Here is a 20,616-nt window from a genome sequence, read left to right on the forward strand (position 1 = left end):
CCGGCGACCAGCCACCGGGCGAGAAAGGTTTCACCCTGTCAGGCCACGGGTGGCAGGTCGATGTGGCGGGCGGAGGCGCCAATGGCGGTGCTGCCGTAGACCAGGACGCGCCGCTCGATGTGCGCCATGAACAGGCGCAGCAAAGGCCCGTCGTATTCAGGCCCGGCGCTTTTGACAAAGGCTTCCAGCGCTGCATCAATCTCGCTGTAGTCACTGAAGGTGCGGTCCAGCAGGACTTGCGCCTCCTGTTGTTCCAGCTCGCGCAAGTGCAATTCCATGGCATCGCCACGGCCCAGGTACTCCACCAGTTTGCTCACGGCGCGCAGCTTGGTTTTCTGGAAGTCACTGCCGACTTCCACCTGCGCCAGGGCATCGGCGAGCATGGTCAGCAACTGGGCATTCGGGCCGCTGCTGACCATGTCCAGTTTCGGCGTTTGCAGAGGCACACCCATGGCTTCGGCCAGCGCATGCACCACCACCCGGCGCAGGGCGATGTCAAACTCGGTGTAGGTGTCATGTGGGTCGCCCGGTTGTGGCGTGGCCACCGACGCCGAGAACTGCATCGTGCTGACGGTGGCAAACAGTGCCGTGTGGTAACGCACCACATCGGGCTCCGCCGGTTCGCCGGTTACTTGCTGGTAGTAGCGATACAGGGCGGCGAAGCTGTCCCCGAGCGGCTCGTAATTGTCACGCATGCGCGCCGACGCCAGGTCGGCCAAGGGATCGCCGATCATGGCAAATTCGAAATCGTAGAGACCCTGTACCTGTCCGCTCTCGAACAGATATTGCCCTGAATCGTACTGCACGAAAGCAGGCCGGATACGGTGCTGCGGCACATTGCGGCGCAACCAGCCGAGGGCGAATTCAACCAGCGGCTGAGGCCTGGTTTTATTGCGTGCATACAGCGGGTAGTAAGCTTCCAGACCTGCGAGGGTAATGTCCTCGGCACTGGTCGGCAGGTGAATGCCCTGCTCAATGAAGGGTTGCAACGGCAATTGGTGCATGCGCGCCATGGCGTCGACCCACTGGCGTGCGACAGCATGGCGCTCGGCATCACTGATCGCCGTGCTGATATCACGACTGCCCGGCACTAACTCCATCACGATGGCTTGCGGGTCTTCGCAGAAGCCGTAGATACGCGGCACCGGCACACCTTGCTGGCCGAGCAAGGTGAGAATATCCGCCTCCCGGCGCAGATCCGGGAATGGGCTGACATCACCACCTCGCTCGCCACGAATATGCAATTGAAGGGTTTCGCCATCGCGTTGCAGTTCAAGGTTCCACGCCGGACGCCAGCGCAGCAGGCGTTGCATGGCCGTGATGTTTCCGCCCAGCAGCCCTTCGACAAAGGTGCGCAGCTTTTCTTCGACCGGATCAACAGTCGTATTTATTGTTGTTGGCATACGGGGTCTTCCTCAGGCGCTGATGTCCAGCGCCGCTCTCAATGGGTGCTGGTGCTACCAGCGTTCGGCCCGCCTACCTGCTCCAGCGGCACGCCCTTTTTCTTCGCCAGGTCGGCGGTGTCCAGGTACTCGCGCCAGGCACAGATCAGTCCGTGTTCGTCCAGCTCATACACCGCCACCATCGAGTGCGGCATGGGGACGCCGTTGCTGACGCAGTAATCGTCGCGTTCGGTCATCACCACGCGCTCCGAAGAGACGATGTGGCGCGTGGTGCAACGGTTATGCGTGACATAACTCATCTGTCGCTCTATCTCCCGGCGTAACGCATCGCGCCCCCGGATCACGGGACCACCGGGCACCCACAGTTGCCAGACGGCGTCGTCGGCGAAGGTGGCCATGATGCGTTCGATATCGGGGCGGCTGCCGTCGCTGCCATCGCCCCAGGCGGCCAGCATGTCGAGGATGAAGCGTTCCTGTTCGAGTGCCATGAAACGGGCTCCAGTGCAGTGAATGGATCGGGATCAGACCGAGGTTTGAGGCAGCAGGAAGTTGCGCACCACCGGCACCATCGGTGTGCCGCAACTCATACCGCCGTCCACGCGCATCAGCGTCCCGTTGACATAGGCGGCGTCGTCGCTGGCGAGGAAAGCGGCCATGGCGGCGATGTCTTCCGGCTCGCCCAGTTGCGGTACGTTTTGCAGGTCGAGAAAGGCCGACTTCATCGCCTCGTTGGCCCAACTTTCCATGGCTGGCGTGCGAATCACTCCCGGCAGGATGCCGTTGCAACGAATGCCGCGTTTGCCAAAGGTGGCGGCAATGCTTTGCACGTACCAGTTGAGCGCGGCCTTGGAGGCGCCGTAGCTGAACTGAGAAATTTCGCCGGCAATCGAGCTGGTGGACGAGGTGAACAGAATCGAACCGCTGCCCTGGGCGAGCATGTGCGGCAAGGCGTATTTGCACGCCAACACGCCACCCAACACGTTGACCCGCATGCAGTTGTGGAACAGCTCGGTGTTGAAGTTGATGAAGTCGATATCGCGGGTGGTGGCCGGGTTTCTGTACACGGCGTTATTGAACAACACGTCGATACGACCGAAGGTCTCGACAGTCTGCTCGACCATCTCCCGCAAGGCGCCTTCCTCACCAACATCCACTTGCATGGCCATTGCCTTGGCACCTATTTCAGCTGCCACGGCCTGCGCCGATTCGGCGAAAAGGTCGGTGACCACTACCGTGGCGCCCTCCCGGGCAAAACGCAGTGCCGAGGCGCGGCCGATGCCACTGCCGGCGCCTGTGATGACGCAGACCTTGCCGTCTAAACGTTGCACAATCTCGCTCATAAAAGGGTCTCGGGACGGATAAAAAAATCGGCGCCTGTGACAAGCGCCGAAAAGGAGCATGAGGTCAGCGGGTCTGGCCACCGGCAATGGTCTGCGGATTGGCTTCACGCTCGGCGACCGGTTCCTGGCGGTAGCGCGTCGGGCCGTTGCCGAACATGCCGTACTGGTCACGGGTGAAGTCGTACAACGAGTAGGAATCCTGTTGCGGGTTATTGGGAATGCCATACGCCTCGATGTTGTATTGCGAGCCGGTACGGAACAGCGCGCCGCTGTCGTCCCAGGCGTCGTAGACCGCAGCACCAAAGGTGTCCTCGTCGATGTAGTAGCGGCGTTTTTTCTGCGCGTGGCGGACGCCGTCCTTGCGGGTCGCTTCCACCACCCAGACACGGTGCAGTTCCCAGCGTTCACACGCGGGATTGATGTGTTTGGGCATGAGTTTCTTGTCCATGTCGCAACCCCATTTCAGCGTGTAGTTGCTGTAGGGGATGAACATTTCCTTTTTACCCACCAGCTTCCAGTCGAAACGGTCCATCTTTCCGGAGAACAGGAAGATTTCGTCGTAGAACGCCACCCCGCCGAACGCCGAGTTGGGGGTGTCGTAGTTGAATTCCGGAGCCTTGCGCACGCGGCGCTGGCCGGTGCTGTAGCTCCAGGCGTAGCGGGAGTCGGCGACCGGGTCGAGATAATCCCAATACCCGGATGCCTGGCCGGCCGTACGGGCCGGCGCGACGATGCGCGACCAGATACGCTGGGCGATTTTCGGATCACGCCCGGGAACATCCATCTGGTAGAAGGGTTTTTCGCCGGTGGACCGATTGGTGTTGGTTAGCGTCGCGTGGCCTTCATTAACCACGTAGGCACTGTGGTTCCAGTCCCAGCCATTCACGCCCTGATAGTTGAGGATGTAGTTCCACATCAATTCCCGGCCATCTCGCGGCAGCGGGAATGGCAGGCCGCCCCGGCACCCTTCGCTGATCGACAGCCCGTCGTTCTCGGTTTTGCAGTCCTTGCGGCTGGCGTTGCGCTGGGTGGCTGCCAGGAAATTCGCCGGAAAGGTTGCCGTCCTGTGGGTGGGGTACACCTCAAGATAATAAGTGTCGGGGTTCTGCTTGAGCAGTTGCAGCTGCCCGGCCGCCAATTGGTCGGCGTACTGGTCGGCGTTAGCCGCCGTAATGCGCAAGCGGGGTTTTTCATTGGCAAACGGGTTGGGCCAGTTGCCGTCGCCGGGCACCAGCCCTGCGGGCACTTTCAGGCCACCGTCGTAGGGCGGAATAGTGCCTGCCGCGTTACCCGCCACAATCGCGCCAAAGCTCGTGAGCTTACCGCCCAGGTCGGCGGTGGTAGCGCCCTCATCGGCCACAGCCGCCCCCGCCAAAGCAATGGCCACAAGGCCCATCGCATATGCATTAACCGTCATAACGTTCTCCATTCAGATGGGTGATCGCCGAGTCCGGTGATCACTGCATTGCAGTTCAGGCGCGGCTCAGAACGCAGTGCTGAGGGTCAGCGAGACCCAGTTGCGGTCGGTCAGGCCGACGTCGCCGGTGCCCCCGACGACGGTTTTTCCGACGCCGGCAACGTCTGCATATTTGCGTTCGCTGCCGTAGCCGATGTACGACAGAGTCACGTCGACGCGCTCGTCGTAGGTGCCCTTCACACCTGCTTTCCAGGTGTATTTGCCTTCGTTGCCACCGCCCGTGGCGGCATTGCCGTTGACGCCGTAATCCACACTCATGGGCGTGGAAATATTCCAGCCAGGGAACACCCCAAGCCATTGCGGCGCAAAGCTAACGGCCAGGCCGACATAGTTCTTGGTAGCGCAGCCGTAATGCTTGTCCTGCCCCGCCGGGCAGCCGCCATAGCCTTCTCCTTTGAACAGTTCCTCGTGCTTGGTCACCCGTTGCACATGACTGAACGCCATTTCGGTGATCAGGCTGCCGGTGTCGAAGTAATCGGTGCGCGGCAGCAACCACAGGCCGTTGACCACCATGTGCCACGTGTCACCGCGAGCGCCCTGATTGTCGGCAGTGCTGATGTTGCTGGAGACCAGCGAGGTGTTCTGGCGATACGACAGGTCGACGCCGAGGGAACCTCCGCCCAATACCGGACCTGCGGAGTAACCCAGGCCATAGAGCTTGACGTTCTCGGCGTACACGTAACGGGCGAAGGTCGGCGCTACTTGCAGGCCCCACGGGTTGTAGTCATCGAACTCGCGATAGAACGCGCTGACCTCCGAATGCAGGAAGTCGAAGCTGTAGGTGCCCATCACGCCCCAGTTGCCCCTGTCCTTGGGTTTGACCGGATCAATCAACGGCCGCGAAACACCGCTGAACAATGGCAAACGGTCCGGCCCTTCCAGGGCGACGTCGGCGGAGGCCAGATAGGTACCGCCTTCAGGCGCGCGCGTGGTGTCCCATTCGAAGAAGTATTGCGCTGCCAGCGACAACTTGTCGGTGACCTGAGCCTGGGTTGAAATCTGCGTCAGCGGCAGGAAGATTTCACGGGTCTCGGTACCAGGGTTGCTCACCGCCTTGCGCCCATCCAACGGTGCTTGCGAGTAGGACACCGCATGCCCGGCAATCAGCAGGCCGTTGCCCCAGTACACGGTATGCCGGCCGGCACGCACGCTGACCGGAATCTCACCCAGGTCGAAGCGGGTAAACGCAAAGGCGTCCAGCAACTCGCCGCTAGGGCCACGGTGATAGCGTTTGGTGAAGCTGGAGTATTTACCGTTGTTGTAGCTCGGCGTGCTGGTACCGGGGAACGCACCTGGGTAGTAAACATTGCCGGGGCTGGTTTCGACATCAGTGTTTTCATATGCCTGGTCGTACCAGCCAGCGCCGCTGATGCGAAAGCCGTTGTACTGCTTGTACGCGACCTCCATTTCGCTCATCAAATCGACACGATTGGTCACCACATCGCCCCGATCAAACTTGGCGTCGGACTCGTCGTAGCTGGCGTTATTGGCCAACGCGGAGTCGCGCCCCTCGGCCCGTATGCCCAGGTTGTAACGTACGGTGTTGTCCCAGCGCGCGGTCCAGTCCGGATTGCCGGTATCAAACTCGGCGGCCTGCACAGCGCCAACAGTCAAGGCACACCCGGTCACGCTGAACCAGACAGCCAGGCTTAACGGCTTTAGCTTTGCGTCGATCATCAACACTCCCATTACTTTTTATTGTTGTTGGCAGCCGAAGCGTTGGGCCGTCTGGACCGCGCCAATGAGCGCTCGTCTGTGGGCTTTCGGTATGGACTGAAGTAGACGGGACGGGGAGGTTCGAGACAACGATTGGGAGTATTGCTGAAATGCATTTTGGTATTGGTCAAATACTCCCGACCTATACTCAAAGGTCCTGGATCGTACTTTTTGAGTACAGGAGGTGACCATGAAATCGGGAACCCGGACAGCGACACTCCTAGCCGCTGCGATGATCGTCGGCTGTACGACTTCATCAAGCCAGACAGTGACTGTTCCCTTGAACGCTACACCACGCAACGGCGGTCAGATCGCCAATGCAACGCTGGCCGTTCAGGGCAATGAGACAGCGTTTTCCTTTGTCGTCAGTGGAGTTCCAAGCGGCACCCTTCGGCCCTTGAATCTCTACACCTTTATCAACAAAGGCAGCTGCGAGCGCCCCGGGACTGTCGCCTATGCAATGAATGACCGGATCAACACCAATCGCATTTCTGCAACGCGCGGCTGGACCTATTCACGAAGTGCGCCAGTGACGCTGGCAGAGCTGCTTTCTGGTGGATATTACTTAGTAATAAGGACCACTCCGGCCGATGGCAACGTGGATATTTTCTGTGGGGATATCAAGCCCGAAACAAGGTGAAATGACACCAGACCGATAACCGGCTTTATCTACAACAGCGTGAAGAACAGTGTGCGTTGCGGTATTTGAATATCCGATACCGCCCCATTGTTTTTGTGATTTTACGATGGCAAAACTGCTCCCTAGACTCCAGCCAATAACTAGGCAACGCCGCTCTCCTGGCGCCGCCATGACAATAAAGCCTGGAGGATGAACATGAGTGCGCCCCCGTCTCTGGATGACAAGTACGTCCAGCACACTGGAAAAGTTTTGCTCACCGGGATTCAGGCGCTGGTGCGTCTGCCGCTGATGCAGCGCCAACGCGATCTGGCCAATGGCTTGAATACCGCCGGTTTTATTTCCGGGTACCGTGGCTCGCCGCTGGGTGGTTTCGACCAGGCATTGTGGAAGGCGCGCGACTACCTCAAGGAACACCACACGGTGTTCCATCCAGGCATGAACGAAGACCTCGCTGCTACCTCAATCTGGGGTACGCAACAGGTCAATCTCTTCGAAGGCGCCACCTACGATGGCGTGTTTGGCATGTGGTACGGCAAGGGTCCGGGCGTCGATCGCTGCGGCGATGTGTTCCGCCACGCCAACGCCGCCGGCACCTCGAAATTTGGCGGCGTGCTGGCCATTGCCGGCGACGACCATGGCGCACGCTCCTCCTCGCTACCGCACCAGACCGAACACATTTTCAAAGCGGTGATGATGCCGGTGCTGGCGCCATCGGGGGTGCAGGAATACCTCGACTACGGCATGCATGGCTGGGCCATGTCGCGCTATTCCGGCTGCTGGGTCGCCCTCAAAGCGGTGGCCGATACCGTAGAGAGCGCGGCCGTCGTCGACATCGACATTCATCGCGTACAACCGATCATTCCCGATATCCCGCTGCCCGAAGGTGGCTTGAATATCCGTTGGCCGGACCCGCCCCTGGCACAGGAACAGCGCCTGCTGGAACACAAGCTATATGCTGCCCTCGCCTATGCACGGGCCAACCGCCTCGACCGTGTCGTGATGGACTCAGCGAAAGCGCGCATCGGCATCATCACGTCAGGCAAATCGTACCTCGACGTTTGCCAGGCACTGAAAATCCTCGGCATCGACGAAACACTCGCCCAGCAGATTGGCCTGCGGGTCTACAAGGTCGGCATGGTTTGGCCGCTGGAGGCTGAAGGCGTCCGGCAGTTCGCCGAGGGCCTGGAAGAAATCGTGGTGGTGGAAGAAAAACGCCACATGATCGAGTACCAGTTGAAGGAAGAACTCTACAACTGGCGCGAGGATGTGCGCCCGCGCATCGTCGGCAAGTTTGACGACAAGGGTGAGTGGAGCCTGCCGCACACGGGTTGGTTGCTACCCGCCATCAACGACCTGACCCCGGCTATGATCGCCCGGGCGCTGGCCAAACGCATTTTGCGCCTGCATCAAAGTGGCCCGCTGCAAGTGCGCCTGGCGGTGCTGGATGCGCAATTGGCGAGCAAAGACCAGTTCAGTAACCTGATGGAACGCGTGCCCCACTACTGTTCCGGTTGCCCGCACAACACCTCGACCAAAGTCCCGCAGGGCAGTCGCGCATTGGCCGGCATCGGCTGCCATTACATGGCCGCCTGGATCTACCCGCAGACCCAGACGTTCAGTCAGATGGGGGGCGAAGGCGTGGCGTGGATCGGCCAGGCACCGTTTACCACTACTCAACATGTGTTCGCCAACCTCGGTGACGGAACCTATTTCCACTCCGGCATTCTCGCGATTCGGGCTGCCATCGCGGCCAAGGTGCAGATCACCTACAAGATTCTCTACAACGACGCCGTGGCCATGACCGGCGGCCAACCAGTGGACGGCAGCCTCAGCGTGGCGCAAATCAGCCGGCAACTCGTTGCAGAAGGCGTGCAGCGTGTGGTGGTGGTCAGCGAAGATGTCGAGAAGTATCAGCACATCCATGATCTGGCAGACGGCGTGCCGGTGCTGCGTCGCGACCAGATGGACGAAGTGCAGGAACAGCTGCGCCAGTTCCAGGGCGTATCCGCAATCATCTATGACCAGACCTGCGCTGCGGAAAAGCGTCGGCGTCGCAAGCGCGGCAAGTTTCCGGATCCGGCACGCCGTGTCGTAATCAATGAAGCAGTGTGTGAAGGCTGTGGCGATTGCAGCAGCAAATCCAACTGTATGTCGGTGGTGGCGGTGGAAACCGAGTTCGGCCGCAAGCGTGAAATCGACCAGTCCTCTTGCAACAAAGACTTCACGTGTCTCAACGGTTTTTGCCCGAGTTTTGTCACGGTCGAAGGTGGCACCTTGCGCAAACCCAAGGCCTTGGCGGCCGCGAAGGATGACGTGTGGGATTTGCCGACGCCCGCGACCGTCGCGCTGGATGAGCCTTACAGCATCCTGATCACTGGCGTGGGCGGTACGGGCGTGGTGACCATCGGTGCCCTGCTGGGGATGGCGGCGTTCATCGAAGGTAAAGGCACGCTCAATCTGGACATGGCCGGCATGGCGCAAAAAGGCGGCGCGGTGTGGTCGCACATCCGCATCGCCGCGCACCAGGAACAATTGTTTGCACCGCGGATTGCCGAGGGTGAAGCGGGCTTGCTGCTGGGTTGCGACCTGGTGGTCAGTGCCAACACCGAAACCTTGTCCAAGCTGCGTCACGGCGTCACCCATGCCGTGGTCAACAGCGAGGAAAGCATTACCAGCGCTTTTGTGCGCACCTTCGCCCAGCAAGCGGAAAGTGGTGATTTGCTCAAACACCCGGACCCGAAATTCCAGACCCAGAGCATGTCGGCACAAATTGTCGAAGCAGTGGGCTCCGACCAGGCGGACTTTGTCGACGCCAGCAAAATTGCCACGGCGTTGTTGGGTGATTCGATAGCCACGAACACCTTCATGCTCGGCTATGCCTACCAGAAAGGCTGGTTGCCGGTGGGTAAAGCGGCGCTGCTACAGGCCATCGAACTGAACGGCACCGCGGTGCCCTTCAACCTCTCGGCCTTTGACTGGGGCCGGTGCAGCGCCCATGACTTGCCACGGGTTTTACGCAAACTGGAAGCCGGCAAGGTGCAAAGCCCGGACCGCTTACTGTCGCAAAGCCTGGAAGAAACGCTGGCACGGCGCATGGAGTTTCTCACTGCGTACCAGAACTACGCCTATGCCCAACGCTACCGGTTTCGTGTCGAGCAATTCATCAAGGCGGAAACCGCACTGTTCGGACAACCCGGCAAGCTGTCGGCGAGTGTCGCCCGATATTACTTCAAAGTGCTGGCGATCAAGGATGAATACGAAGTGGCGCGCCTGTTTACCGATGGACAATTCCTGGAAAAAATCCAGGCCGGCTTCGAGGGCGACTACCGCCTGCGCTTCCACCTGGCACCACCGCTGCTGAACGATAACGGCTCCGGTCGCGAACCGAAAAAACGCAGCTTCGGCCCGTGGATGCTGCAAGGCTTCAAGCTGCTGGCCAGGCTCAAGTTCCTGCGTAATACCTGGCTTGATCCGTTCGGTCGTACCCATGAACGCAAGGTGGAACGCAACTGGCTGGCCAGTTACGAACGCGTCCTCGATGAAGTACTCACTGGCTTGACGGCCGACAAGCTGAGCCTTGCTCAGGAGTTGGCGGAGTTGCCAGACAGCGTTCGCGGTTATGGTCCGGTGAAAGAGCGTTTCCTCGGCCACGCCGAAAAGCGCCAGGCGCAATTGCTTGAGCAATGGCGTAATGGTCCGAGTGTCACGTTTCACGATGCCAGCCAGGTCACCGGCAAAATCGCCATCACTCAACTGTAAATATCCCGGCCCTGGGCCAGGTGCCAGGACCCGGGTTGCATGCGATGCCGCCCGGGAAGTTGGCTAAAACAATAAGGTCGACCCATGAACGAAGAGCTGGCCAGAAACTACCGGGAGATTCTTCACGGAGTGGGCGAAGATCCAGAGCGAGAAGGCTTGCTGGACACGCCAAAACGCGCGGCGAAAGCCATGCAGTACCTGTGTCATGGCTATCAGCAAAGCCTCGAACAGATCGTCAACGGCGCGTTGTTTGAATCGGACAACGATGAGATGGTCATCGTCCGTGACATCGAACTGTACTCACTCTGCGAACACCACCTCCTGCCGTTTATTGGCAAGGCCCATGTCGCCTATATTCCCACTGGTAAGGTGCTGGGGCTGTCGAAAGTGGCCCGCATTGTCGATATGTTCGCTCGCCGTTTGCAGATTCAGGAAAACCTGACACGGCAGATTGCCGACGCGATTTCCCTAGTGACCGATGCCGCCGGAGTGGCGGTAGTGATCGAGGCAAAACACATGTGCATGATGATGCGCGGTGTGGAGAAGCAGAACTCGGTGATGAGCACCTCGGTAATGCTCGGCGCGTTCCGCGAGTCGTACAACACCCGCCAGGAGTTTTTGCAGTTGATCCGCGGTCGCTAGGAGAGGCGCCAGGCGCCCCACCTTCAACTCAACTGAGCATCAGCATGCCGCCATCAATCATCAACGTTTGCCCGGTGACAAATCGCGAACCGTCTCCGGCAAGAAATACCAGCACAGGCGCCAGATCCCGGGCCGGTTCACCCAGCTGTCCGCCGATGGGCACTTGCCTTGTCATGTAGGCATCGTGCTGCTGCAATTGCTCGGTGCTCATGCTCGCGCGAGTCGCCTCGTACATCGGCGTCCACATCGCCGGGGCGATAGCGTTGACGGTAATGCCCAAGGGGCCCCATTCCCGCGCCACCGTGCGCGTCCACGCCAGCACCGCCCCCTTGCTGGCCGCGTAATGGGCTTTGCCGGGCTGTCCGATGACGCCTGCCGCAGAGGCGAAGTTGATGATCCGCCCACCGCTGCCCTTCAGCAGCTCATAGGCCGCGCGGTTGGTCAGGAATGTGCCACGGGTATTCACCGCAAAGACTTTTTCCCACTCGTCCAGCGTGATGCTGTCGGCACTGGCATTCGGCGCGATACCCGCAGCATGTACCAGCACATCCAGACCATTGAGCCGTTCGTTGGCCCAGGCGAAAGCGGCATCCACGGATTGGCTGTCAGCGATATCGCAGACTCGTGTATGCGCCCACCCGCCACCGTCCCCCGTCATCAAGGCGGCTTCGCCCAGGTCGAGGCTGACGACATAGGCTCCCTCCTCCACAAATGCTTTGACCACTGCCGCGCCGATACCCCTGGCGCCTCCCGTGACGATGATTCGTTTACCGGCCAGTTGCATGGGCTTTCCCTCTGGTTATCAGGCGGTTTGATCGATGCGCTGCAACGCCGTAGCGAATAGATGCAACGCTGAGGCGTGGTGTTTTTCACCCGTGACCATCGAGGCTTTACCCGCACACGCACGGGCGTAACTGACTTCGAGAAAGATGCCGAGTTTGAAACCCGCCAACACCAGGTACCAGGTGAAGTCCGCCAACGAGCGCGAGCTGCCGGCGTGGTAATGGGCGACCAGTTCGTCGCTGCTGCAAAAGCCGTCCCAGGGATGCACTTCGATGGTGCCGGCACCACGACCGTCGGCACAGGGCCAGGTGACCACCAGCCAGGCAAGGTCGAGCAACGGATCACCGATGGTCGCCAGCTCCCAATCGACGACCGCGGCCAACTCCCCGCAGTCATGCCGGAACATGACGTTGGACAGGTGAAAGTCGCCATGTTGAATACCGGCCTCAAACTGCTGCGGGCAATGATCGCTCAGCCAATTGGCCAAACGTGCAAGTCCCGGCAGGCTGCTCGCCCCCGGCCAACCGGGGTAGTCTTTGACGCTGTCCAAGTGTGCCAGCCAGCGTGAGACCTGACGCTGATGAAAACCGTCCGGGCGGCCAAAGTCCGCCAGCCCCACCGCCTGGTAGTCAATGTCGCCCAGACGCAATAGCGCATCCACCATGGCAAAGCCCATGCGCCTGCGCAGCGCCGGCCGTTCAGCATGGGGTGCTGGCAATCCTGCGGCGCTATTGGGGTTGAAGCCCTGCACTGGTTCCATTAAATAAAAACTGGAGCCCAGAACGGCCTGGTCAGTACAGTCGGCGATCAAACCGGCATGGGGCACTTGCGATCCGGCCAATACCTTGAGCAGGCGCGCTTCACGGACGATGGTTTTACCGCCGACTTCGCGCAGTTCCAGGGAAGGCCGGCGCAACACGAATTCACGCACGCCTCGCCGAAAGCGCAGCAGCAGATTCTGCGTGCCGCCGGCTAAACGTACCGCAGCCTTGATCGGGCCACTTTCCAGGTCTTGGGTGTCCATCCAGTCGGCCAGGCGCTCGAGGTCGACCAGATCCTGCCAATCGTTCATACGTCGCGCTCGCCGAGACTGGCCAGCACGCCGGCGTATTTTTCCCGGGCGCGGGCCGCGGCGGTGGGCCGATGGTAATCGGGGAACAACTCGTCGCAGGGCTGATAGTCGCGCAGCAGCTGTTTGGCCACCGTGACTTTGTGCACTTCGGTGGGCCCGTCGGCCAGCCCCATCTGGAAGGAGCGGACGATGTACCCGGTAAACGGCATTTCTTCGCATACCCCTAACGAGCCATGTACATGCAGGGCGCGCGCGGCGATGTCATGCAACACCTTGGGCATGGCGGCTTTCACCGCAGCGATGTCCTTGCGCACCCGCTTGTAGTCCTGATACTGATCGATGCGCCACGCCGTACGCATCACCAGCAAGCGAAACTGCTCCAGTTCGATCCACGAATCGGCAATTTTTTCCTGGACCATCTGCTTGTCCGCCAGGCGGCTGCCCTGGGTACTACGCGACAGGGATCGTTCACAGAGTGCATCAAGGGCTTTTTGCGCCTGGCCGATCACCCGCATGGCATGGTGCACGCGGCCACCACCGAGCCGCACCTGAGCCACGACAAATGCCTGGCCGGGCGCACCGAGCATGTCGCCCGCAGGCACTCGCACCTTGTCGAATGACAGGTAAGCATGGGTGGCGGCGGGGTCATCGGCGATACCGACGTTACGGATAATGCTCACCCCGGGCGCGTCAGCGGCGACGATGAACATCGACATGCCTTCATACACCGATACGCTTTTATCAGTGACCGCCATCACGATATAGAACGCTGCGTAGCGGGCATTGGAGGCGAACCATTTTTCGCCGTTCAGCAGCCAGTCATCGCCATCGCGCACCGCTTCGGTGGTGAACACGGCAGGATCCGCGCCACCTTGCGGCTCGGTCATGGCGAAGCAGGACACGATATCGCCATCGAGCAACGGTTGCAGGTAGCGCTGCTTCTGCGCCGGGGTGCCGTAATGGGCGAGGATTTCCCCGTTGCCTGAATCGGGGGCCTGGCAGCCAAACACAATCGGGCCGAACAGCGAGCGGCCGAGAATTTCATTGATCAATGCCAGGCGCACCTGGCCATACCCTGCCCCGCCCAGTTCCGGGCCCAGGTGACACGCCCACAACTTGCGAGCCTTCACCTGCGCTTGCAGCGGTTTGACCAGTTGCTTGAACAACGGATCGTGGATATTCCACGGGCTGCCCAGCACATGATCGAGGGGCTCGACTTCCTCCCGTACAAACTGCTCGATCCAATCCAGTTCCGCCTGTATCTCGGGGTCGGTCTGAAAGTCCCAGGCCATGGTGTGTCTCCTAGCAAATAGCGATCAGGCCAGCAGCATGCCGCCGTCGACCAACAGGGTTTGGCCGAGCACATAGCTGGCCAGCGGCGAGGCAAGGAACAGGGCCACGTTGGCCATGTCCTGGGGCGTGCCCAAGCGCCCTTGAGGAATGGCGCGCAATGCGCCTTCGAGGCGCTTGGGGTTGCTGGTGGTCACCCGCGTCAGCTTGGTTTCCACCAAACCGGGGGCAATGCCATTCACCCGGATGCCGTCACGTGCCCAGGCTTCGGCCAGGGTGCGAGTCAGTCCGAAAGCACCGGTTTTCGAGGCGTTGTAGGCCGGGTTGCCACGCGTGGAGTGGAAGGCGGCAGCGGAGCTGACAGTGATCATCGAACCCTTGGCCTGCATCAGCAGTGGGTGAAATTTCTGCGCGCACACCATCAGGCTGGTGAGGTTGACGTCGAGTACTCGCTTGAAACCCTCGGTGAGAAATTCCTGACGGTCGTAGAGCACCGTGCCTTGTGCCTGCACCAACACATCCAGGCGGGTGAATGGCACACAGACCCCTTCGATCAATGCCGCATCCGCGACGTCTACCTGGGCGTAATGCAGGCCTTCAAGATTAGAGTCAGGTGAGTCGTTATAGGCCGCCGCCGAGGCACGCGTACCCCAGACATGCACCTCGGCACCGCGCTGGCGAAAGTTCTGCGCAATGCCATTGCCGATGCCACTGGACCCGCCAACTACCAGCACGGTTTTACCGCTGAAATCCAACTCGTACATGGGTATTCCTTGTGCTTGTCGAAAAATCCTGTCGGGCAATAGGCCCACCGTTACAGCGCCACCAGGCCAACCGAGGCCAATCGTTCGAGCTCGCTGCCGGTAAAGCCGAGGCCTTCCAGAACTTGCCGGGTATGTTGGCCGAGGGCGGGTGGCGGACGCTGCAGCGATAACGGCAAGTTGCCGAAGTCCCAGAACGCGCCGATCTGTTGCAGGTCACCGTAAACAGCATGTGAGTAATGAGCGTGCAGACCCGCTTCGGCGTGTTCGGGGCTGTCGAGAAAGGCATCCATCTGCGCTTCCAGCACTGCCTGTGCAGGAACCTGCGCTGCGACCAATGAGGCGAGCGCCGCTTGCCGGGTCTGATCGGCAAACCAGGTTTCGGGCTGATCATCCACCAGCCTCTCGAAACGTTGCACCTCATCCGGTTGCAGCGCTGCCACCACCAGCCAGGAATCGCTACACCGATACAAACGATGGGCATCACTCAGACCGGTCTGTTGCGCGTCCAAATGATCGATTGGTGTGAGGCTGCCGTCTTCCAGCACCACCGCTTCGCTCATCGACAGCATCGTGGCGCCCAGCAATGACGAGCTGACCATTTGTCCGACGCCACTGCGGTTGCGCTCATACAACCCCAGGAGCAAGGCGTAGAGCGAGGACAGACCGGCAAAAAAATCACCCACGCCGAAGCGCAGCCACATGGGCGCCTGGCCCTCACCGCCCTGCTCGACTTCCCAGCCGCAAGAGGCCTGCATCAGTTGGTCAAAGCCCGGCCAATCCGTGCGCGGTCCGGTCGGTCCGTAGGCACTGACATGGCAATACACCAGCTGCGGGTTGAGCGCTTTGAGGCTCTCGTAGTCGACCTTGAGCTTGCGTGCGGCGGGAAGCCGCATGTTGTGGTGTACCACATCGGCCCAACGTGCCAACGCCTCTACGGCGGGCTCGGTCTGCCGATCGCCCAACTGCAACGCGACGCCCAATTTGCCACGCTGGGTACCGCTGAAAATCCGCTCCAGGCGGCGCATGGCATCGCCCTTGGGCGCCTCGATTTTAATGACTTCTGCCCCCAGGTCCGCCAGCAACATGCAGGCAAACGGCCCGGCCAGATAGGCGCCCAGATCCAGTACTTTCAGACCGTGCAGCGGAGGCAAGGGCGCCGGACTCGACCTGGGCAGTTGCGAAGGGATCACAGCATCGGCGCCAGACAGTCCGGCGTTCCCCTCACCTGCCAGAGGTGCGCTACCGCCAACTCGTGCGGGTGGCTGCACCTGCCAGGCAGGGCCTGGTTGCAGTGTTTTGCCCAACTGCACATCGTCGACTTCAACCACATAGCCATTCAGGCGTGCTTGTTCGTCGAAGTAGATATCGCCAAATGGAGCGGCAATTTGCGCAGCAACGTCGTGCTGCCAGAAATGCTCGACCCATTCCTGTGCCGACCGTGTGGCAATGATCGCCTTGTTGGCGCCGAAGTTTGGCGCCACATGGCTCGATGGCCACAGCGCGTTCAAGCGAGCCACTTCGGTTTCGCCGAACTCACTGAGTGCCGCGGCCATCCAAGGGGATTTGTCCGGCGAATAATGCACATGCAACCAGCGGCCATCAGCGCACTGGTGCAATGGAATTGGAATGTGTTTATCCAGACCTTTGGCAAAGGCCGGGGTCGGTGTTTGTGCGCGGTTCCAATGCATGGTCATTGGCACCAAGGCTGCCTGAGCCAAACTCGTATGAGCGATGCCGCCGCAGCCGTCACGGTCGCGCGCCAGTAACCGCGCCATCACCCCGACCACACACAGCCAGCTGGCCAGCCAATTGGCAAATGGCATGCGTACGAACACCGGGCCGGGGCGATGCGCCGGCTGTTCGTCCAACAGGCCCAGGCGCGCCAGGATAAGCGTTTCCCGGGGAATGGAATTCGCCAGTGCATGCCGATGGGGCCAGCCGCTGATCGCTGAGATAACCAATCGAGGGAAGTCTGCAGTGAGCTGCGCGTCTGCCAGACCATGGGCCTGCGCTACCGCGGGGGTGAAGTCATGCAGCAGCACATCGGCGCTGGCTAGCAACGAGTTCAGTTGCTGGCGATCTGCGGCATTTTCCAGGCAGAGGATGACACTTCGTTTGCCACGGTTAAGCACAGCAAACAGCGCCTGTTTCTCTCTGGCACGGTTGGCGGGTGGCTCGATCATCACCACTTCGGCACCCGCTTCGCAAAGATGCATGCCAGCGGCAGATCCGGCAATGCCGGAACACAGACTGATGACGCGAATTCCTTCGAGGATTGCCTGGCTCATTCAGCACCTGTCTTCTTCTGCGCTTAGCGTTTTGCAGCAGAGCTGCAGAACGAATCCATGGCGTTACCCTAAGCGATCGGCGATAAATTCCATAGATAGATTAGTATTCCGAATATAGAATCATAAGCATGAATATGAACAATAAATAACAATTCGTCTAAATATCACTAAAAGCCGATTAAGGGCGTTGCGATGATCCTGCGCATGGACCACTTCACCATCGTCTCCGACCAACTGGAGGCGACACGAAATTTCTATGTTGGAGTACTCGGGTTGGTGGAGGGGCCACGCCCGCCCTTCCCGGTTCCCGGATTCTGGCTGTACACCCAGGAACAACCAGTTCTGCATGTGGTGGGCGTATCACAAATGCCGGAGCCGCGACGTGGCGTGCTTGACCATATGGCGTTTCATGCCCAGGGCTTGCAGAGGATGTGGAAACACCTGAGTGAGCACGGCGTGCGATTCAAAGTGATCCGTGCGCCCGGCGCCGAGCGCACGTGGCAGCTGTTCATCCAGGACCCCAATGGGGTTGAAGTGGAGTTGGATTTCGACGCCAGCGAAGTGCCGCCCGCCGACTGGAAAGAACGCCGGGGTGGCTAAATCAATCCGGCATAGCTGCCGCCGTCGATCTGCAAATTTTGCCCGGTGATATAGCCGGCTTGCGCCGAACAGAGAAATGCGCAGGCCGCTGCCAGTTCGCTCGGCTGGCCAAATCGTCGTGCGGCTATCGGCTTGAGCATTTCCACCCGTGCTTGCTCAAAACTGAGCTGGCGAAGTTCCGCCAGTTGCTCGGTCATAAAGCGCAGACGGTCCGTCTCAATGCGCTCCGGCAGCAGATTGTTGATCGTCACATTGTCCCGCACCACCTCGACCGACAGAGCTTTGCAAAAAGCGGTCAGCCCCGCACGCGCCGCCGTGGACAAACCCAATGGCAACCGGGGCGACTTAACCATCGCCGAGGTGATATTGACGATACGGCCGAAACCTCGCGCACGCATACCAACGACCACCGCCTGAATCAGCAGGATACCCGAGAGCATGTTGGCCTCAATGGCCGCCAGCCAGGCAGCATGATCCCAATCCTCCGGACGACCCGGCTCTGGCCCGCCGTTGTTGGTCACCAGAATATCCATCACCGGACAGGCAGCCAGCAGCGCCTGTCGCCCGGCGGCGGTGGACAGGTCGGCCACCACGGTGCGCGGCAGCCGGCCGGTGCTGCGCAAGATGTCCTGCGCAGTGTGTTCCAGGCTCTCGGCATCGCGGCCGTTGATCAGCACCTCACAGCCCTCCTGCGCCAATGCCAGCGCACAGGCTTTGCCAAGTCCCCGAGAGGATGCGCACACCAGAGCAATACGTCCGCCAATACCCAGATCCATTGCAGCACTCCTCGTACATTGGTGTCAGTCGTTCATGCCGAGCAAGGCCGTGATGTCGCGCCCGGGTTCAGCATCGCCGCCGTAGGTGAATTGGCCAGCGCGCTGGCGTTCGGCCAACTGCTCCATCTGGTAGCGATAACGGGTACCCGGCGTATCGAAGCGCGAGTGCAGGTCGCGACGTGGGTCGACCTCGAAATAACGTTGGTTCTGCGGGCGCACCACCGAGTTGTCCTGGGGCTGGATGATGTAGTTGATGCGCGGCATCACATAACGAAAAGGTGCGGGTGCAGCGGTGGTGTTGAAGGTGACGTCACACCGCGAGCGATGCTTGCCCACCGGCAGGAAGGGTTGCAGGTTGGGCACGTCGTAACCGGGGCGAAAGCGCGGATAGGAGATGCATACGTTGCTGCGTAGATGAATGTGCAGCACGGCGCGAAAATCCTGATACCTGGCGCGCACGCCGCCGACCCAGCGCATGATCGGCGCCACTGACTTTTGCGCCACGGTACGGGTGCGAGTCACGGTCTCGGAGGTCCATTGCACTTCCACCACGTCCGACTCGCTTACACCGTCGCCAATGGTATTGGCATGCAGGAAATCGGCATGGGTCAGATCAATCAGGTTTTCCACCGACAGCGCCGAGGTCGCATCAAACCGCACGGTTCGCTGGGTGTAACCGGGAAGACTGCCATCCTGGGGTAGAAACGGAATATGCGGGAGCAACTGCATGTCGGCAGCGTCCGGATTACCGTACCAGACCCAGATGTACCCGTAGCGCTCAACCAGCGGATAAAAGCCCCGTCCCCCGGTAAACGCTGTGAGTGTCAGCTCTTTATGGGGGAAATGCGGGTGAAACTCGGCCGCCACCGCACGCCCGTTGTCGCGCCACAGGTAATAGGGCTGAGCATGAATGATCCGGCGAATGGGCCGGGTACCCAGGTCGCGGCTATGGGACACCGGGAACCAGGTGTCACGCAGGTCGTAGTTGATTGGCGTCCAGTCACCCCGAACTTTGCCAGGGATCGTATCGGTGGAGGAAGGCACGGCATGCATGGTGGGAGCTCCTGTGCTCAGACGACTGCGCTGACGGGAATCAGGGTCGGTTGGCGCAACTCACGCAGTTCGCGGGATGAGGTTTGCAACAAGGCCGCGACGGCTGTGCCGTCGATCCGGCTGTTCACCTGGAACGGCGCCTGTTTGCGCAGGCGGGCCAGACGCCAACGCAGGGGTGCCCTGAGGTGTACGTGCTCATGCACAAAACCACGCCAGCACAAACTGGTTGTGCCACGACGGTTGGCACCGGTGGCGATCATCAGCGTCACCAGCGGCAATTCATCTTCGCTCAGCAAATCCACTCGAACAGTACCGCCGTTAAAGGGGACCGCGGTGCGCACGATCAAGGGGTAATCCACCACAAACTGCGAAGGCAGGATTTGTGTGGTCCATACCGCACCTCGCTCCAGAACCACCCGCCCCTGCTCGCTGCGCAGATCGCCAAGGAAAAAATCGGTGAGGCGCACATGGGCAAACCCGAGCAAGCATTCCGGGCCGTCGAGCATCGCGTCCAGGTACTGGTCGTGACTCATGTTGACGATGGTGGAACCGGTAAATTCGCGTCCGCCCGGTTGGTAGTCGCTGCTGGGCAATTGCCCTTGCGGTGCCCCTTCACCCAACCACACATGGACAAAACCATTCGCCTCGCTGACCGCAAAGGCACGCGCGGCATAACGTGCAGGCACACGCTCATCGGTATGCAGGTTGGGGATCTGCGTACAGCCACCACTGGCGCCATCAAAGGTCCAGCCGTGATAACCGCACTGCAGACCGGACTCGACGACTCGCCCCAAAGCCAGCGGCACCCGCCGATGTGGGCAACGGTCTTCCAGGGCAAAGGCCTGGCCGGCTGCGTTTCGGAACAGGACCAGTTCCTCGCCGGCAAAGGCCACGGCCAATGGCACTTGATCTTTCACGGCCTCGCAAAGCGCCATGGCCCACCAGCCAGGGGTCATCATCGGGCTGCCTCTTTGTTATTGGTCTTGGGCAAATGCGTTGAACGCAGTCAGCGC

General features: G+C 60.4%; 17 protein-coding genes. 4 read left to right on the forward strand and 13 right to left on the reverse strand.

Annotation, left to right across the window (positions count from 1 at the left end; genetic code table 11):
* Positions 1 to 38: 38 nt before the first annotated feature.
* The 5 genes from FQ185_RS08300 to FQ185_RS08320 all read right to left on the reverse strand — a co-directional run bounded on the left by FQ185_RS08300 (position 39) and on the right by FQ185_RS08320 (position 5,897).
* Positions 39 to 1,403 (reverse strand): phosphotransferase family protein, encoded by a 1,365-nt coding sequence (locus FQ185_RS08300; protein ID WP_020300830.1) that lies wholly within the window; start codon positions 1,401 to 1,403, stop codon positions 39 to 41.
* Positions 1,404 to 1,441: 38 nt separating this feature from the next.
* Positions 1,442 to 1,891 (reverse strand): nuclear transport factor 2 family protein, encoded by a 450-nt coding sequence (locus FQ185_RS08305; RefSeq protein ID WP_020300831.1) that lies wholly within the window; start codon positions 1,889 to 1,891, stop codon positions 1,442 to 1,444.
* Positions 1,892 to 1,924: 33 nt separating this feature from the next.
* Positions 1,925 to 2,743: an SDR family NAD(P)-dependent oxidoreductase gene (locus FQ185_RS08310; protein ID WP_020300832.1), complete on the reverse strand. Its 819-nt coding sequence runs from the start codon at positions 2,741 to 2,743 to the stop codon at positions 1,925 to 1,927.
* 64 nt (positions 2,744 to 2,807) lie between these two features.
* Entirely contained in the window at positions 2,808 to 4,160 is a 1,353-nt protein-coding gene (locus FQ185_RS08315) for a DUF1329 domain-containing protein (protein WP_057005036.1), read from the reverse strand.
* A 66-nt stretch (positions 4,161 to 4,226) separates the two neighbouring features.
* Entirely contained in the window at positions 4,227 to 5,897 is a 1,671-nt protein-coding gene (locus tag FQ185_RS08320; RefSeq protein ID WP_090234955.1) for a DUF1302 domain-containing protein, read from the reverse strand.
* A 229-nt stretch (positions 5,898 to 6,126) separates the two neighbouring features.
* Here FQ185_RS08320 and FQ185_RS08325 point away from each other — a divergent pair, with 229 nt between their 5' ends.
* The 3 genes from FQ185_RS08325 to folE all read left to right on the forward strand — a co-directional run bounded on the left by FQ185_RS08325 (position 6,127) and on the right by folE (position 10,977).
* Positions 6,127 to 6,576, forward strand: coding sequence for a hypothetical protein (locus FQ185_RS08325; RefSeq protein ID WP_082643857.1), 450 nt, complete (start codon positions 6,127 to 6,129; stop codon positions 6,574 to 6,576).
* Between the two features lie 195 nt (positions 6,577 to 6,771).
* Positions 6,772 to 10,335 (forward strand): indolepyruvate ferredoxin oxidoreductase family protein, encoded by a 3,564-nt coding sequence (locus FQ185_RS08330; RefSeq protein ID WP_057005035.1) that lies wholly within the window; start codon positions 6,772 to 6,774, stop codon positions 10,333 to 10,335.
* An 84-nt stretch (positions 10,336 to 10,419) separates the two neighbouring features.
* Positions 10,420 to 10,977: a GTP cyclohydrolase I FolE gene (gene folE / locus FQ185_RS08335; RefSeq protein WP_057005034.1), complete on the forward strand. Its 558-nt coding sequence runs from the start codon at positions 10,420 to 10,422 to the stop codon at positions 10,975 to 10,977.
* A 28-nt stretch (positions 10,978 to 11,005) separates the two neighbouring features.
* Here the strand turns inward: folE and FQ185_RS08340 are convergent, their stop codons facing one another.
* Genes FQ185_RS08340 through FQ185_RS08360 form a run of 5 tightly spaced genes read right to left on the reverse strand, consistent with a single transcriptional unit; the run spans position 11,006 to position 17,174 of the window.
* Positions 11,006 to 11,761 carry an SDR family NAD(P)-dependent oxidoreductase gene (locus FQ185_RS08340; RefSeq protein ID WP_126588869.1) on the reverse strand — a complete coding sequence of 252 codons (756 nt, stop codon included), beginning with the start codon at positions 11,759 to 11,761 and terminating at the stop codon, positions 11,006 to 11,008.
* An 18-nt stretch (positions 11,762 to 11,779) separates the two neighbouring features.
* On the reverse strand, positions 11,780 to 12,832 hold the full coding sequence (locus FQ185_RS08345; protein WP_126588868.1) for a phosphotransferase family protein: 1,053 nt from the start codon (positions 12,830 to 12,832) through the stop codon (positions 11,780 to 11,782).
* Positions 12,829 to 14,124 (reverse strand): acyl-CoA dehydrogenase family protein, encoded by a 1,296-nt coding sequence (locus tag FQ185_RS08350; protein WP_057005031.1) that lies wholly within the window; start codon positions 14,122 to 14,124, stop codon positions 12,829 to 12,831. The genes FQ185_RS08345 and FQ185_RS08350 overlap by 4 nt, the downstream gene beginning before the upstream one ends.
* A gap of 24 nt (positions 14,125 to 14,148) precedes the next feature.
* Positions 14,149 to 14,886: an SDR family NAD(P)-dependent oxidoreductase gene (locus FQ185_RS08355; protein WP_126588867.1), complete on the reverse strand. Its 738-nt coding sequence runs from the start codon at positions 14,884 to 14,886 to the stop codon at positions 14,149 to 14,151.
* Between the two features lie 50 nt (positions 14,887 to 14,936).
* On the reverse strand, positions 14,937 to 17,174 hold the full coding sequence (locus FQ185_RS08360) for a CoA transferase (protein ID WP_057005029.1): 2,238 nt from the start codon (positions 17,172 to 17,174) through the stop codon (positions 14,937 to 14,939).
* A gap of 192 nt (positions 17,175 to 17,366) precedes the next feature.
* Between FQ185_RS08360 and FQ185_RS08365 the strand changes: the two genes are divergently transcribed.
* Entirely contained in the window at positions 17,367 to 17,774 is a 408-nt protein-coding gene (locus FQ185_RS08365) for a VOC family protein (RefSeq protein WP_057005028.1), read from the forward strand.
* Here FQ185_RS08365 and FQ185_RS08370 read toward each other — a convergent pair.
* The 3 genes from FQ185_RS08370 to FQ185_RS08380 are packed head-to-tail and all read right to left on the reverse strand — an operon-like array spanning position 17,771 to position 20,562.
* Positions 17,771 to 18,550 (reverse strand): SDR family oxidoreductase, encoded by a 780-nt coding sequence (locus FQ185_RS08370; RefSeq protein ID WP_057005027.1) that lies wholly within the window; start codon positions 18,548 to 18,550, stop codon positions 17,771 to 17,773. The two genes, FQ185_RS08365 and FQ185_RS08370, sit on opposite strands and share 4 nt — an antisense overlap.
* 24 nt (positions 18,551 to 18,574) lie before the next feature.
* Positions 18,575 to 19,603, reverse strand: coding sequence for an aromatic ring-hydroxylating dioxygenase subunit alpha (locus tag FQ185_RS08375; RefSeq protein WP_057005026.1), 1,029 nt, complete (start codon positions 19,601 to 19,603; stop codon positions 18,575 to 18,577).
* Positions 19,604 to 19,620: 17 nt separating this feature from the next.
* A complete protein-coding gene (locus tag FQ185_RS08380; RefSeq protein ID WP_126588865.1) occupies positions 19,621 to 20,562 on the reverse strand; it encodes a Rieske 2Fe-2S domain-containing protein in 942 nt (313 codons plus the stop codon).
* Between the last annotated feature and the right edge of the window lie 54 nt (positions 20,563 to 20,616).

It is taken from the genome of Pseudomonas sp. ANT_H12B, from assembly GCF_008369325.1.
In the GTDB taxonomy this organism is placed as follows: domain Bacteria; phylum Pseudomonadota; class Gammaproteobacteria; order Pseudomonadales; family Pseudomonadaceae; genus Aquipseudomonas.

Excerpts from the sequence above, each read along its gene's own strand:
- FQ185_RS08355 (WP_126588867.1), bottom strand. The coding sequence starts at position 14,886 with ATGTACGAGTTGGATTTCAGCGGTAAAACCGTGCTGGTAGTTGGCGGG.
- FQ185_RS08305 (WP_020300831.1), bottom strand. The coding sequence starts at position 1,891 with ATGGCACTCGAACAGGAACGCTTCATCCTCGACATGCTGGCCGCCTGG.
- FQ185_RS08380 (WP_126588865.1), bottom strand. The coding sequence starts at position 20,562 with ATGATGACCCCTGGCTGGTGGGCCATGGCGCTTTGCGAGGCCGTGAAA.
- FQ185_RS08350 (WP_057005031.1), bottom strand. The coding sequence starts at position 14,124 with ATGGCCTGGGACTTTCAGACCGACCCCGAGATACAGGCGGAACTGGAT.
- FQ185_RS08320 (WP_090234955.1), bottom strand. The coding sequence starts at position 5,897 with ATGATCGACGCAAAGCTAAAGCCGTTAAGCCTGGCTGTCTGGTTCAGC.
- FQ185_RS08370 (WP_057005027.1), bottom strand. The coding sequence starts at position 18,550 with ATGGATCTGGGTATTGGCGGACGTATTGCTCTGGTGTGCGCATCCTCT.
- FQ185_RS08330 (WP_057005035.1), top strand. The coding sequence starts at position 6,772 with ATGAGTGCGCCCCCGTCTCTGGATGACAAGTACGTCCAGCACACTGGA.
- FQ185_RS08340 (WP_126588869.1), bottom strand. The coding sequence starts at position 11,761 with ATGCAACTGGCCGGTAAACGAATCATCGTCACGGGAGGCGCCAGGGGT.
- FQ185_RS08360 (WP_057005029.1), bottom strand. The coding sequence starts at position 17,174 with ATGAGCCAGGCAATCCTCGAAGGAATTCGCGTCATCAGTCTGTGTTCC.
- FQ185_RS08365 (WP_057005028.1), top strand. The coding sequence starts at position 17,367 with ATGATCCTGCGCATGGACCACTTCACCATCGTCTCCGACCAACTGGAG.
- FQ185_RS08300 (WP_020300830.1), bottom strand. The coding sequence starts at position 1,403 with ATGCCAACAACAATAAATACGACTGTTGATCCGGTCGAAGAAAAGCTG.
- FQ185_RS08315 (WP_057005036.1), bottom strand. The coding sequence starts at position 4,160 with ATGACGGTTAATGCATATGCGATGGGCCTTGTGGCCATTGCTTTGGCG.
- FQ185_RS08325 (WP_082643857.1), top strand. The coding sequence starts at position 6,127 with ATGAAATCGGGAACCCGGACAGCGACACTCCTAGCCGCTGCGATGATC.
- FQ185_RS08345 (WP_126588868.1), bottom strand. The coding sequence starts at position 12,832 with ATGAACGATTGGCAGGATCTGGTCGACCTCGAGCGCCTGGCCGACTGG.
- FQ185_RS08375 (WP_057005026.1), bottom strand. The coding sequence starts at position 19,603 with ATGCATGCCGTGCCTTCCTCCACCGATACGATCCCTGGCAAAGTTCGG.
- FQ185_RS08310 (WP_020300832.1), bottom strand. The coding sequence starts at position 2,743 with ATGAGCGAGATTGTGCAACGTTTAGACGGCAAGGTCTGCGTCATCACA.
- folE (WP_057005034.1), top strand. The coding sequence starts at position 10,420 with ATGAACGAAGAGCTGGCCAGAAACTACCGGGAGATTCTTCACGGAGTG.